This window comes from Aeromonas sp. FDAARGOS 1417 (assembly GCF_019046985.1).
GTDB classification, from domain to species: domain Bacteria; phylum Pseudomonadota; class Gammaproteobacteria; order Enterobacterales; family Aeromonadaceae; genus Aeromonas; species Aeromonas veronii.
In genome coordinates, this window is sequence record NZ_CP077221.1 from 4,026,766 (window position 1) to 4,040,261 (window position 13,496).

14 protein-coding genes are annotated in these 13,496 nt (G+C 58.7%); 9 read left to right on the forward strand and 5 right to left on the reverse strand.

Annotation, left to right across the window (positions count from 1 at the left end; all coding sequences use genetic code 11):
* Positions 1 to 4 precede the first annotated feature (4 nt).
* The 7 genes from nusB (at position 5) to I6L47_RS18800 (ending at position 7,782) form a co-directional block, all read left to right on the forward strand.
* On the forward strand, positions 5 to 418 hold the full coding sequence (gene nusB, locus I6L47_RS18770) for a transcription antitermination factor NusB (RefSeq protein ID WP_005343514.1): 414 nt from the start codon (positions 5 to 7) through the stop codon (positions 416 to 418).
* Positions 419 to 475: 57 nt separating this feature from the next.
* Entirely contained in the window at positions 476 to 1,435 is a 960-nt protein-coding gene (gene thiL, locus I6L47_RS18775; RefSeq protein ID WP_216948090.1) for a thiamine-phosphate kinase, read from the forward strand.
* A complete protein-coding gene (locus I6L47_RS18780) occupies positions 1,432 to 1,926 on the forward strand; it encodes a phosphatidylglycerophosphatase A (RefSeq protein ID WP_021230380.1) in 495 nt (164 codons plus the stop codon). The genes thiL and I6L47_RS18780 overlap by 4 nt, the downstream gene beginning before the upstream one ends.
* Positions 1,927 to 2,413: 487 nt before the next feature.
* Positions 2,414 to 4,138, forward strand: coding sequence for an ABC transporter ATP-binding protein (locus I6L47_RS18785; protein WP_216948091.1), 1,725 nt, complete (start codon positions 2,414 to 2,416; stop codon positions 4,136 to 4,138).
* A gap of 70 nt (positions 4,139 to 4,208) precedes the next feature.
* A complete protein-coding gene (locus I6L47_RS18790; protein WP_216948092.1) occupies positions 4,209 to 5,765 on the forward strand; it encodes an ABC transporter substrate-binding protein in 1,557 nt (518 codons plus the stop codon).
* Between the two features lie 98 nt (positions 5,766 to 5,863).
* Positions 5,864 to 6,838: an ABC transporter permease gene (locus tag I6L47_RS18795; protein ID WP_113739053.1), complete on the forward strand. Its 975-nt coding sequence runs from the start codon at positions 5,864 to 5,866 to the stop codon at positions 6,836 to 6,838.
* Between the two features lie 2 nt (positions 6,839 to 6,840).
* Positions 6,841 to 7,782, forward strand: coding sequence for an ABC transporter permease (locus I6L47_RS18800; RefSeq protein ID WP_040068611.1), 942 nt, complete (start codon positions 6,841 to 6,843; stop codon positions 7,780 to 7,782).
* A gap of 127 nt (positions 7,783 to 7,909) precedes the next feature.
* Here I6L47_RS18800 and I6L47_RS18805 read toward each other — a convergent pair whose 3' ends face one another.
* Both I6L47_RS18805 and I6L47_RS18810 read right to left on the reverse strand, forming a co-directional pair.
* Positions 7,910 to 8,125, reverse strand: coding sequence for a SlyX family protein (locus tag I6L47_RS18805; protein WP_005335285.1), 216 nt, complete (start codon positions 8,123 to 8,125; stop codon positions 7,910 to 7,912).
* A 14-nt stretch (positions 8,126 to 8,139) separates the two neighbouring features.
* Positions 8,140 to 9,108, reverse strand: a complete 969-nt coding sequence (locus tag I6L47_RS18810) for a hypothetical protein (protein ID WP_100645230.1) — start codon at positions 9,106 to 9,108, stop codon at positions 8,140 to 8,142.
* Between the two features lie 118 nt (positions 9,109 to 9,226).
* Here I6L47_RS18810 and fkpA point away from each other — a divergent pair, with 118 nt between their 5' ends.
* Together fkpA and I6L47_RS18820 are read left to right on the forward strand one after the other, a co-directional pair.
* The gene (gene fkpA, locus I6L47_RS18815; RefSeq protein ID WP_201952500.1) at positions 9,227 to 10,030 is read left to right on the forward strand and encodes an FKBP-type peptidyl-prolyl cis-trans isomerase; all 804 of its coding nucleotides are present in this window, start codon (positions 9,227 to 9,229) and stop codon (positions 10,028 to 10,030) included.
* Between the two features lie 151 nt (positions 10,031 to 10,181).
* Positions 10,182 to 11,588, forward strand: coding sequence for a sigma-54 dependent transcriptional regulator (locus tag I6L47_RS18820; protein ID WP_005348258.1), 1,407 nt, complete (start codon positions 10,182 to 10,184; stop codon positions 11,586 to 11,588).
* Between the two features lie 54 nt (positions 11,589 to 11,642).
* On the opposite strand, the gene I6L47_RS18825 is transcribed toward I6L47_RS18820, so the two are convergent.
* From I6L47_RS18825 to I6L47_RS18835, 3 genes are all read right to left on the reverse strand, one after another.
* A complete protein-coding gene (locus I6L47_RS18825; RefSeq protein ID WP_216948093.1) occupies positions 11,643 to 12,512 on the reverse strand; it encodes a hypothetical protein in 870 nt (289 codons plus the stop codon).
* A gap of 113 nt (positions 12,513 to 12,625) precedes the next feature.
* Entirely contained in the window at positions 12,626 to 12,961 is a 336-nt protein-coding gene (locus tag I6L47_RS18830) for a hypothetical protein (protein WP_005335280.1), read from the reverse strand.
* Positions 12,962 to 13,104: 143 nt separating this feature from the next.
* Positions 13,105 to 13,449 carry a DUF2956 domain-containing protein gene (locus tag I6L47_RS18835; protein WP_139460287.1) on the reverse strand — a complete coding sequence of 115 codons (345 nt, stop codon included), beginning with the start codon at positions 13,447 to 13,449 and terminating at the stop codon, positions 13,105 to 13,107.
* Positions 13,450 to 13,496 lie beyond the last annotated feature (47 nt).

Below are 13,496 nucleotides of genomic sequence, written 5' to 3' on the forward strand. Positions count from 1 at the left end.
TACATTGAAACCGTCTGAGCGCCGTAAAGCCCGCCATTGCGCCACCCAGGCCATCTACCAGTGGCAGATGACCAAGGCTAACGTGGGTGACATCGAAGAGCAGTTCAAGATCGATCAGGACACCAAGGGTGTAGACCTGAACTATTTCCGCGATCTGCTGTTCGGGGTAGCCCTCCACTGCAGCGAGCTGGACAAGGTGTTTGCACCTTTCCTCTCCCGTCCGCTGGAAGAAGTGGACATGGTGGACAAGGCGATCCTGCGTCTGGCGACCTATGAGCTGACCCGTCGTGATGATGTACCGCCGCGCGTGGTCATCAACGAAGCGATCGAGCTGGCCAAAGCTTTTGCTGCCGATGACAGCCACAAGTTTGTCAACGGTGTACTGGACAAGGTGATCAAGTCGCTGAACAAGCGTTGATCCTGCTGTCCGTCAGCATCTAAGAGAGGAGCCAGCTTATTGCTGGCTTTTTACTGTATGGGTGAATTTGAGCTGATTGATAAGTACTTCAAGGTCCCCCACGCCCGCAAGGACGTGGTGATGGGCCCTGGAGATGACTGTGCCCTGCTGACCCTGCCCCCCGATACCCAGCTGGCGGTGAGCACCGACACTCTGGTGAGCGGCGTACACTTCTTTCCCGACATGGATCCGGTGGATCTCGGCTACAAGGCGCTGGCGGTCAATCTCTCCGATCTCGCCGCCATGGGGGCCGAGCCGCGCTGGGTATCGCTGGCGCTGACCCTGCCTGCCATTAACGAAGGTTGGGTCGCCGGTTTTGCCGAAGGGTTTCTGGAGCTGGCCGAGTACTACAATGTGGCGCTGGTGGGCGGAGACATGACCCGCGGGCCGCTCTCCATCACCATCTCGGTGAAGGGATCGGTGCCTGTCGGTCGCGCCCTGATGCGCAGCGGTGCCAAAGCCGGTGACGGCATCTATGTGACCGGCACTCTGGGAGATGCCGCGCTGGCGCTCTCCCACCTGCTGGGCAAACGCACTCTCAACGAGAACCAGCTGGCGGCCGTGCTGCCACGGCTCGACCACCCCCATCCCCGCATTCTGGCCGGTCAGGCGCTGCGCGGGCTGGCGGGCAGTGCGCTGGATCTCTCCGATGGTCTGGCATCGGATCTCGGCCATATCCTCAAGGCCTCCGGCGTGCGGGCCCAGATCGATCTCGATCTGCTACCGTTCTCGCCGGTGCTGCAGGATGCGGTGAGCGAGCAGGAGGCGTGGCAACTGGCGCTGGCCGGTGGCGATGACTACGAGCTCTGCTTCACCGTACCGGAGGAGCACCGCGGCGCGCTCGATACGGCGCTGGCCCACAGCGGGGTCAAGTTCAGCCGCATCGGCCGCATCGTGGCGGGCGAGCCGGGCATCGACTACCTGCGTGGCGACCAAGCGGTCGAGCTGCAACTGAAAGGGTGGGATCACTTCGCATGAGTTTGTTCAGGATAAAGCCCGAGCTGACACGACTGGATCTGAAAAATCCGCTTCATTTTTTGGCGGTGGGGTTTGGTTCCGGTCTCTCCCCCAAGGCGCCGGGCACCATGGGCACCCTGGCGGCCATTCCGCTCTACCTGCTGGTGAGCGGGCTGCCGACCTATTGGTTTATCGCCTTGCTGGCGGTGGGTTTTGTTGTGGGGATCCGTATCTGCCAGAGCGCCACCGATGCCATCGGCATGCCGGATCACGGCGCCATCGTCTGGGACGAGGTGATCGGCTTTGGCGTCACCATGATCGCCGCGCCAGCCGGTTGGGAGTGGGTGGTGGCGGGCTTCGCGCTGTTCCGGTTGTTTGATGTGCTCAAGCCCTGGCCCATCTCCTGGTTTGATCGCCGGATCCACGGTGGCCTGGGCATCATGCTGGACGATCTGATCGCCGGCCTGTTCGCCCTGTTTTGTATGCAATTACTGGCATTCTGGCTCGGTTGAGAGCCATCTTCCGGGGGATGACCGCTCTGGCATCCCCCGATTTATATCTGCTTAATTTTCATTCATCGGCATATGCTGCCGTTTATCATCCATTTCACATAAATATTCACTACTCATTCGGGGCTCGTGATTGTTTTGGAAATAGTGATAAATGCTGCTTGTTGCGTTGTTGTTGAAATTAAAGTAATGATACCAATAGATGTACGGACGCACCGGCCATTTTTGTGATGAAAATCATCATTTATCTCTGCCGAATTGGTGGTTATCTGCACAAAACATTGCGGAATTGTATAACTCAATCATTTACACCCGTGGTCAAACCGTCTAAGTTACTCGCGGGTTATTCCAAAAAAATGCAAAAAACCCGCCCGGATCGCTGGTTTCGCTGCCTCATGGATTGAGCAAATATTGCCCAAGGTAACAACCGGCATCTGCGGCTGATTTACGGACGAATTATTTGGGACGGATGTCCCCCGCAGAGGTAAACATGTCCTTGCTCGAAGTAAAGAACTTGCGGATCGAGTACCCCTCCCGCTACGGGGTGCTGGCCGCGGTGAAGGATCTCTCTTTCTCTATCGAAAAGGGTGAGATTGTCGGGGTGGTCGGTGAATCCGGCGCCGGCAAGTCCACCATCGGCAATGCCGTTATCGATCTCCTGAGCCCGCCGGGTCGCATCGCCCGTGGCGATATCTATCTCAATGGCGAGCTCATCTCCGGCAAGAGCCAGAATGAGATGCGGGCCATCCGTGGCTCCCGTATCGGGTTCATCTTCCAGGACCCCATGACCTCCCTCAACCCGCTGTTCACCGTTGAGCATCAGCTGGTGGAGACCATTCTGGCCAATACCGACCTCTCTCGCGAAGCCGCTTTTGCCAAGGCATTGGAGCTGATGGGGGCGGTGGGTATCCCGCAGCCGGAGCTGCGCATCAAGCAGTACCCACACCAGTTTTCCGGTGGCATGCGTCAGCGGGTGGTTATCGCCATTGCGCTCTCCTGCGATCCGGAGCTGATCATCGCCGACGAGCCGACCACGGCGCTCGACGTCTCCATTCAGGATCAGATCCTCCAGCTTATCCGCGCCCTCTGCAAAGAGCGTCAGGTGGGTTGCATGCTGGTGACCCACGATATGGGGGTGGTCTCCAACGTGACCGACAAGGTGGCGGTGATGTATCGCGGCGATCTGGTGGAGTTCGGCCTGACCGAACAGGTGCTGGGCAGCCCCAATCACCCCTACACCCGCAGCCTCATCTCGGCGGTCCCCCGCTCTGACGTGAAGCTGGTGCGCTTCCCGCTGGTCTCCTATATCGAGGATGCCAGTGCGCCGGATACCAATATCGACCTCAAGACCCACTGGCTCGGCCAGAGTCAGGACGAGCGTGCCTATGAAGGGGCGCTGCTGCGGGTGGAGGACGTCGATCTGAAGTTCGTCACCAAGGACTCCATCTTTCCGAGCCGCCGCCAGTATGTGCGCGCCTGCAACAACATCAGCTTCGAGATCTTCGAGGGTGAAACCTTCGGTCTGGTAGGGGAGTCGGGCTCCGGCAAATCGACCATTGCCCGCGCTATCACCGGTCTCTATCCGCCTGATACCGGCAAGATTTTCTTCGAGGGGATCGATCTGACCGCTCTCAAGAGCGAGCGCGAGCGTCGCCCGCTGCGTCGCCAGATGCAGATGGTGTTTCAGAACCCCTATTCCTCGATGAACCCGCGGATGAAGGTGCGCGACATCATTGCCGAGCCGATCCGCTTCCATCAGCTGGCGAGCAGCGAGAGCCAGATCGAGGGGATCGTCGGCGATCTGCTGGATCACGTGGGTCTCGGTCGTGGTGCTGGCCTCAAGTACCCCCACGAGTTCTCCGGCGGCCAGCGCCAGCGTATCTCCATTGCCCGCGCCCTGGCCACTCGCCCGCGCTTCCTCATCTGCGACGAGCCGACCTCGGCGCTGGATGTGTCGGTGCAGGCCCAGATCCTCAACCTGCTCAAGGATCTGCAGCAGGAGCTCAAGCTCACCATGCTGTTTATCAGCCACGATCTGCCGGTGATCCGCCAGATGTGCGACCGCATCGGGGTGATGCAGCACGGTCATCTGGTGGAGGTGGCCGAGACCGAGAAACTCTTTACCAATGCCGAGCATGAGTACAGCCGCAAGCTGATCTCCCTCATGCCGGAGTTCAAGGGAATGTCCCGCGAGGGGCTGGAAATCGCAAGCTAGGAGAGCGCCGGTGCGCCGGTCTGCTTGTCAAAAAAAGTGTCATAAGAAAGCCAAAAGCATGGAGAACAAGATGAAGAAAGGATTGTCCAAGATTGCCCTGGCGCTGTTTGCCGCCGGTTTCGCCTTCAGTGTCTCAGCCGCTGATATCAAGGTGGGTGTCGCTTCTGACGCCACTTCGCTGGATCCACAGGAGCAGCTCTCCGGTCAGACCCTGGAGATGTCGCACCTGGTATTCGATCCCCTGATGCGTTACACCCAGGATCTGAAATTCGAGCCCCGTCTGGCCGAGAAGTTCGAGCGTGTCGATGACAAGACTGTCCGCTTCCACCTGCGCAAAGGGGTCAAGTTCCACTCCGGTAACGACTTCACCGCTGACGACGTGGTGTGGACCGTCAACCGCCTGAAATCCTCCGTCGACTTCAAGGCGATCTTCGATCCCATCAGCGAAGTGAAGAAAGTTGATGACTACACCGTGGATCTCGTCACCGCCAAGCCGTTCCCGCTGGTGCTGCAGACCGTCACCTACATCTTCCCGATGGACTCCAAGTTCTATACCGGCAAGACCGAAGCGGGTAAAGACAAGGCCGAGATCGTCAAAAACGGCGACTCCTACGCCTCTACCCACGTCTCCGGTACTGGCCCGTTCACCGTCAAGTTCCGCGAGCAGGGTGTGAAGCTGGATTATGCCCGCAACGCCAACTACTGGGACAAGGCCTCCAAGGGTAACGTCGAGAACCTGACCGTGGTGCCGATCAAGGAAGATGCGACCCGTGTTGCAGCCCTCCTGGGTGGCGACGTGGACATGATCTATCCGGTTGCGCCGAACGATCTGGAGCGCGTGAAGAATGGCAAGGACTCCCAGCTGGTCACCCTGTCCGGTACCCGCGCCATCATCATCGAGCTGAACCAGAACACTAATCCGGCGCTGAAAGACAAGCGCGTGCGTCAGGCCATCAACTACGCCATCAACCAGGTGGGTATCGTCGAGAAGATCAACAAGGGCTTCGGTACCCCTGCTGGTCAGCTGAGCCCGAAAGGCTATGCCGGTCACAACGAGGCGCTGGTACCCCAGTATGATCTGGCCAAGGCCAAGGAGCTGATGAAGGAAGCCGGTTACGAAAAAGGCTTCAAGATGACCTTCATCTCCCCGGCTGCCCGCTACGTCAACGACGTCAAGATTGCCCAGGCTGTCTCCGCCATGCTGGCCAAGATCAACATCAAGGTGGATCTGAAGACCATGCCGGTGGCCCAGTACTGGCCCGAGTTTGACAAGTGTGCCGCAGACATGCAGCTGATCGGCTGGCACTCCGACACTGAAGATACCGCGAACTTCTTCGAGTTCCTGACCTTCACCAAGGACGCCAAGACCGGTATGGGTCAGTACAACTGCGCCGGTTATGCCAATGCCGAAGCTGACAAGCTGGTGATGGATGCCAACGCCGAGACCGATCCGGCCAAGCGTGCCGAGATGCTGAAGAAGGTCGAAGCCATGCTGATCGAAGATGCTGCCTACGTGCCGTTGCACTGGGAAGATCTGGCCTATGGCGCCAAGAAAAACGTCGACATCAAGCCGGTGGTCAACGTGATGAACTTCCCTTACCTGGGTGACCTGGTGGTCAGCAAGTAAGAGAAGCGCTAAGGAAGGACGGGGCGGGGTGGTCAGCTGGCCACTCCGCCCACTAACAGAAGCCTGTGCCACGACACAGGCCACGTAGAAGGACAAGCATGTTTACATTCCTGCTGAAACGGTTCTATCAGGCCGTGATAGTGATGTTCGTCATCAGCCTGGTCGCCTTCTCCATCCAGGACAACCTGGGTGACCCGTTGCGCGAGCTGGTGGGACAATCCGTCTCCGAAGCCCAGCGTCACGAGTTGCGCGAGAAGATGGGCCTTAACGATCCCTTCCTCATCAAATACAGCCGCTTTTTGAAAAATGCGGTGCATGGGGATTTGGGCACCTCCTATTTCTTCAAGCGACCTGCTCTCGAGGTGATCCTCGACAAGCTGGTGGCTACCCTTGAGCTGGTGTTTGCTGCCGCGCTCATCATCGTGGTGGTCTCCATCCCGCTCGGTGTCTATTCGGCGATCCGCCCGCGCAGCATTCCCACCAAGATCATCATGGCGGGGAGCAGTATCGGCATCTCGATCCCGGTATTTTTGACCGCCATCATGCTGATGTACCTCTTCTCCATCCAGCTGGGCTGGCTGCCGGCCTATGGCCGCGGCGAGACCCATAACCTGCTGGGCTGGGAGTCGGGCTTCTTTACCTGGGATGGCATCCTGCACCTGATCCTGCCCGCGGTGTCCCTCTCTTCCATCATGTTGCCGCTGTTTATCCGGCTGGTGCGCTCCGAGATGCTGGAGCAGCTCTCCTCCGAGTACGTCAAATTCGCCCGCGCCAAGGGGCTGGACAACAACAAGGTCTACTATCAGCACGCTCTCAAAAACACCATGCTGCCGGTCATTACCGTCGGCGGGGTGCAGATCGGCACCATGGTGGCTTACACCATCCTGACCGAGAGCGTGTTCCAGTGGCCGGGCACCGGCTTCCTGTTCCTTGAGGCGATCCACCGGGTCGATACGCCCCTCATCACCGCCTACGTCATCTTCGTGGGACTGATCTTCGTGGTGACCAATACCCTGGTCGACCTGCTCTACGGGTTGATTAACCCGACCGTTAACCTGACTGCCAAGGGGTAAGCATGAGTAACGCTGTAACTGCAAGCCCAAGCCGTTGGGCACGATTCAAGAACTCTGACATCGTCTACTACTTCCTGCGGGACAAGGTAGCCATGTTCAGCTTTGCGGTGTTTGTGGTGTTCGTGCTGGCGGCGCTGCTGGCGCCCTGGCTCGCCCCGCACAACGTCTATGACCAGACCAGTTTTGATCTGATGGATGCCGAGTTGCCCCCCTCCTGGCTCGAAGGCGGCGAGGAGCGCTTCTGGCTCGGCACCGACAACCAGGGGCGGGATATCTGGAGCACCATTCTCTATGGCGCCCGTATCTCCCTCACCATCGGCCTGTTTGCGGTGGCGCTGCAGCTGGTGCTCGGTATCGTCATCGGTCTGATTGCCGGTTACTTCGGTGGTCGTATCGACAACCTGCTGATGCGCTTTGCCGATGTGCAGCTGTCGTTCTCCACCATGATGGTGGCGATCATCATCTCCGCTATCTTTCAGGCAACATTTGGCTCTGAGTTTTACTCGAAGTTTGCCATCATGATGCTGGTGGTGATCATCGGTATTGCAGAGTGGCCGCAGTATGCCCGTACCGTGCGCGCCTCTGTGCTGGCGGAGAAGAAGAAGGAGTATGTGGAAGCGGCCAAGGTGATGGGGTTCCGCGCACCGCGCATCATGTTCCGCCACATTCTGCCCAACTGTTTGTCGCCCATTCTGGTGATCTCCACCGTGCAGGTGGCCAACGCCATCATGAGCGAAGCGGCGCTCTCCTTCCTCGGTCTGGGGATGCCGGTTGATCAGCCCTCGCTCGGTTCGCTTATCAGCGTCGGCTTCAACTACATCTTCTCCGGCTCCTGGTGGATCACCGCCTTCCCGGGCATCTGTCTGGTGGTGCTGGTGCTGGTCATCAACCTGCTGGGTGACTGGTTGCGGGATGTGTTTAACCCCAAGATCTACAAAGGTTAACGCGGGCTGATTCTTAGGCGCCGAGTCGCAGCTATCAGGCCATTTGGATGAAAAAAATCCGAAACCGGTTTTGCCGGTTTCGGATTTTTATTGGTCTTGAGCAGACAGCTTGTTTATTGCACACCCATCAATAGTGCGGCGGCGGGGTCTCTTCGGCCATGCTGGCAATCTGGCTGGGCTGTACGCTTTGCAGTTTGTCGATCAGCAGCTGGATCTGGTATTTGAGTCGATCGAGTTCACGGCCCTGGGTGGTTACCTCGTCGTTGAGCTGCTCTATGGTGTATTCCGCATAGGCGAGACGGGTTTCCAGGGTTTCGATGCGATCGTTAAGTTGCTGACTCATGGGCCTTCGGGTCCTTACTTGATTGTCCAGATTTCGGCCAGACCACTGGAGCTGGCACTGACAAGGTGGCTATTGTCGCGCAAAGCGACGCCGTAGACCACTGCGCTGGGCGGTTTCACCTTGGGTTGCGGCGAGACGCGCCAGCTCTGCAGCAGGGCACCATCGCTCACTTGCCACAGGGAGAGCTGACGGGAAGGGGCGCCGGTGATGAGCCACTTGCCATCGTTGGCAAAGCGGGCGCTGGTGTAGACCTCGAAGCGGTGATCATATTGCAGCTGACTCACCTCCTTGCCGGTTTTCAGATCCCAGATGCTGGCCCGGCTGCTGTCGGCGGTGAAGGCGTAGCGGCCGCTCGGCTCCAGTCTGGCCATGATCACCCGGCCACCATGGTTGAAGCGCCAGATCACCTGCCCGCTACGGGTATCCCACAGATAGGCGCTGTAGTCGTTGCCGCCGGTCAGGGCGTAGCGACCGTTGGCGGAGAGATCCACCGTATTGACCTGTTCGGTGTGCCCCAGAAACTGCAGGCGACGGCCGCTTCGGGTGTCGAGCCACTCGGCCTTGCCATCTTCCCGACCTATCAGCACATAACGACCGTCGGCAGAGAGCGCGATGTCCCTCAGCCTGGATTCAGGAAGTGAGTAGTAGCCTTGTGATTGCCCGTCGTTCAGCCGCCAGGTAGCAAAGGTGTCTGGGGTGGCGGTGACGGCATGGCTGTTGCCTTCGGAAAAGCGGGTAATGAATACCAGATCTTCCGTAGAGTCGGATTGCTTCCAGCGCCAGCGTTGACGGTTCTGTTCCAGATCCCAGACGATGATGCCCTGGCTGATGCTGGAGACGATGGCCTGCTTGCCATCACTGGAGAGATCTGCGGTCAGCAGACCCGTGCTGGCGAGGGTCATTTGCTGGTTGGGTTGGGAGCTTTGCTCGCAACCGGTGAGCATTAAACAGAGGCTCACCAGATAAATGGCACTTTTTATCATTTTTGCGGTCTCACGCTTTTGTTACCTGCGATCACGGCGTTAGTATAAGGCGCTTATCACGATAAACCTCTCATTTCACGATGGAACCGAGAGCGGTATTTGGAGTTTGGAGAAACTGATGAACAAATTTCTGAAGGTGTCCCTGTTGGCGGCGGCCGTTGCCGTCGGTCTGACTGCTTGCCAAAAAGACGAGAAGCCTGCTGCGGCCAATACCGCCGAAGTGAAGGCAGAAGCCAGCAAGCCGGCAGAGGCGACCAAGGCCGAAGCCAAGAGCTTTGAAGAGCAATCTGGCTACGCAATTGGCCTCTCCATGGGTCGTTACATCGCCAATACCCTGGAGCGTCAGCAGGAACTGGGCATCAAACTGGACAACGCCGTGATCCTGAAAGGGGTGACTGACGGTCTGGGCAAAGAAGCCAAGATGACTGATGAAGAGATCCAGAAGGTACTGCAGAATTACGATGCCAAGATCAACGAGCTGACCAAGGCCAAGGCCGAGAAAGACGCCGTTGAGAATCTGAAGAAGGGCGAAGAGTTCCTGGCTGCCAACGCCAAGAAAGAGGGTGTGAAGAGCACTGAATCCGGCCTGCAATACGTGGTCGAGAAGATGGGCACTGGCGCCAAGCCGAAATCTACCGATATCGTCAAGGTGCACTACACCGGTACTCTGACCGACGGCACCAAGTTCGACAGCTCCGTCGATCGCGGCGAGCCGGCTACCTTCCCGCTCAACCAGGTTATCCCGGGTTGGACCGAAGGCGTTCAGCTGATGCCGGTTGGCTCCAAGTTCAAGTTCTTCCTGCCGTCCAAGCTGGCCTATGGCGAGCACGGTGCAGGCTCCATCCCGGCGAATGCCGTACTGGTGTTTGACGTTGAGCTGCTGGCTATCGAGAAGCCGACTGCAGACGATGCCAAGAAGTAATCTTTTCTTGTAGTGAAAAACGGCTCCTTAAGGAGCCGTTTTTACTTGTGTATTCCCTGCAATCGCGGGATAACAGAGCTGTCTTGGCGTTGGGTTTGCGCGCGAAAATAAGGCAAAATAGATCGCAGAATCAAATACAAGGATGAGTCCAGTGGCTGAAAATAAATCGCGTGTCCTGCTGGTGGAAGATACCCGTAGTCTGGCGGTGGTCTATGAACAGTACCTGCGCCAGGAGGGGTACGAGGTAGTGCTGGCCGACTGTGGTCAGCAAGCGTTGGCACAGTTGCTGGCAAGTCCTCCCCCCGTGGTGCTGCTGGATCTGGAGCTGCCGGATATGTCCGGTATGGATATTCTGCAAATGATCACCGAACAGCAGTTGCCCTGCTCTGTGGTGGTGATCACCGCACACGGCTCGGTGGATGTGGCTGTGGAGGCGATGCGCCTCGGTGCCTTCGATTTTCTGACCAAGCCGTTTGACAGCAAGCGGCTCTGCGCCACCGTTCGCAATGCCTTGAAACACCAGCAGTTGAGCTCGCTGGTTGCCCACTATCGGGAAAACTTCGAGCGTAGCTCCTTCTTCGGTTTTATCGGTGCCTCCATGTCGATGCAGGCGGTCTATCGCATCATCGAGAGCGCGGCGCCCAGCAAGGCGACCGTTTTTATCACTGGCGAGAGCGGCACCGGCAAAGAGGTGTGTGCCGAGGCGATTCACCAGTGCAGTCCCCGCAGTGAGCAGCCCTTTATTGCCCTCAACTGCGCCGCCATTCCCCATGATTTGATGGAGAGCGAGATCTTCGGTCATGTGAAGGGCTCTTTTACTGGCGCCCAGGGGGATCGCAAGGGGGCGGCCAGTCTGGCCGATGGCGGTACCCTCTTTCTCGACGAGATCTGCGAGATGGACCTGGATCTGCAGAGCAAGCTGCTGCGCTTTATCCAGACCGGCACAGTGCAGCGAGTCGGCAGCGGCAAGCTCGAGACGGTGGATGTGCGCTTTATCTGCGCCACCAACCGGGATCCGCTGGTGGAGGTGAAAGCAGGCCGTTTTCGCGAGGATCTCTACTATCGGCTCCACGTCATTCCCCTCACCCTGCCGCCGCTGCGGGAGCGTGGCGAGGATATCCTGCTGCTGGCGCGTACCCTGCTGCAGAGCTACGCCAAGGAGGAGAACAAACGCTTCAAGGATTTTGATGTCGAGGCTGCGCGAGTGCTGCTCGACTACCCCTGGCCCGGCAACGTACGCGAGTTGCAGAACGTGGTGCGCAATATCGTGGTGCTCAACGATAAGGAGCTGGTGAGCCCGGATATTCTGCCGCCACCGCTCAATGGGGTTCGTCCCCAGCTGCCGGCTGCGATTGCGGCAGCGGTGGCATCGGCTCCGGCAGCCACCGGGGTGGCCAACGGGCCAATTCGTCCGCTCTGGCTGGTGGAGAAAGAGGTGATCGAACAGGCCATCGCCAGCTGTGACGGCAACATTCCCAAGGCGGCGGCCCTGCTCGAGATCAGCCCCTCCACCATTTACCGTAAAAAGCAGGGGTGGGAGGAGTCCAATCGGGCCTGAACCATCTTGCCAGCAGAAAGGGCGGCTAGCGTGCCGCCCTTTCTATTTTGGGGATCAGAGTTTGGCGAGGCGCTTGAGGCGGGCCAGTCGCTCCCCCTCGTTGGCGCTGAACCAGCGGTCCTGCGATAGCAGAAACCAGGCACGGGAGAAGTATTCCGCGGCCAGCGGATCGTCCAGCACCAAGGCATTCTCCCCCAGCTCCTCGAACAGATAACCATCCTCAGGTTCGCCTGCCTCGGCCATATCAACCTTGAGTTGGTGCAGCTCTGCCTGCGCCTGCTGGTGCTGACCCTGGGCCCGGGTCAGGCGAGCCAGACTCCAGCGGGCGATAAACGCCTTGGCCGGCTGGTTATGCTGCAGATGCCAGGCCAGACACTTCTGCTGCTGGATTTTCGCCTCCTCAAAGCGACCCAGTTCGAACAGGGTCCAGCCCTGATTGTTGTAAAGGGGGGCCAGCCAGCCACGCACCTTCTCATCACTACTGCGCTCCGCCAGCTCCATCGCCAGTTGATGCCAGCGGCTCTGCTCTTCCAGCGGTGCGGCGATGGCGATCATGTGAGCGGCGTCGATGGCAAGATAGGTCTCCTTCTCCTTGAGCCCCCATTGCCAGGCTTGTTCAAACAGCGGTTTGGCACTGGCTTTGTCGCCCGCCGAGTTAAAGGTGCGGCCTCGTTCCAGCAGAGCCCGGATCCGCGCTCTGGGGGTTGTATCTGTGAGGCGAGGCGCTATCTCGTCGAGCAGCTGATGGGCTTCGGCAAACTGGCGCTGCAGCGAATGGGTGCGGGCAATTTGGGTCAGCAACTCCAGTTCGAGTTGCAGGTCGGCGGCGGCGCGCGCTTCGGGAAGACGGGTGTGAAAACGCAGGGCGCTGGCGGCGGGATCCTGATAATCCCACAACGCCATGAAATCGGGCGGATTGTCCATTTGGCCTCCTTGCTGGTTATCCTGTCACCAAGATGCCTGCAGGCCATTGTTTGTACAAGGGGCTCCCGTCACAGAGCGCCCCTTGCATCATACTAACGGCTGTGGCCGGTTGGTCAGTAGACCATGGCCAGGCTCATCAGCATCAGGCCGAGGGCGGCAAAGGCCCCCTCCTTGATCGCGAGCCGTGGCACCAGCGCCTTGGGCAGGGCCGGAAACAGGCTCAGGGCAAAGCCAAGGCCCGGCATCAACCAGTGGAATGCTGGATCGCGCAGGGTGGGATCGGCGGCACCGTTGATGATGATCAGTAAAATAAACAGGGTGAAGGCGGGGAGGATAAACCAGCGTACCCCGCCGGCGGCGACCGCCCGCAGCGGCGAAATGCGATAGAGCAGCATGGTCACAAGGAACAGTACAAAAGGGGCCAGCAGATAGAGCGGAGCGGGGTTCATAACATCTTTCCTGAAAACTGATCGTCAAAAAACCGGTTGCCCGGTGCAAGAGGCGCGGGATTTAACCACTCTTCGCTGGTAATCACCAGCAGCCCGGGCCCGGGCTGTGAAGAGGATCCCGGATAAAGGTTTGCTAGCGCGTCTTAGTGCAACCAGAACCAGGCTGCAGCAAATCCAAGCCAGCTCAGCACCAGCAAGATCCAGGGCAGGGGATGCTGATGGCTTACTTCAACCAGCTCCAGCTGATCGTCTTGTTCTTCGGTTTGTGGCGTGCCCTGTGGCTGCCTGGCTTTGGCCTGCAATTTTTTCTGGCGGCTCGCTTCACGGGCCCGCGCCTTCATCTGTTTCTTGTATTCGTCGATGCCTTTCTGGATCCCTTGCGCGATAAGCTGGGTCTGCTCCTTGGTCTGCCCCGGCTTCTGGTTGGCACGGGCAATTTTCATCGCCTCCTGCTGGGTCTCGGGGGAAATCTTGTCGTACTTGGCCATCAAATCATCTCCTCGGGCATGGCTGGCTGGGGAGTATGCCATAAAGG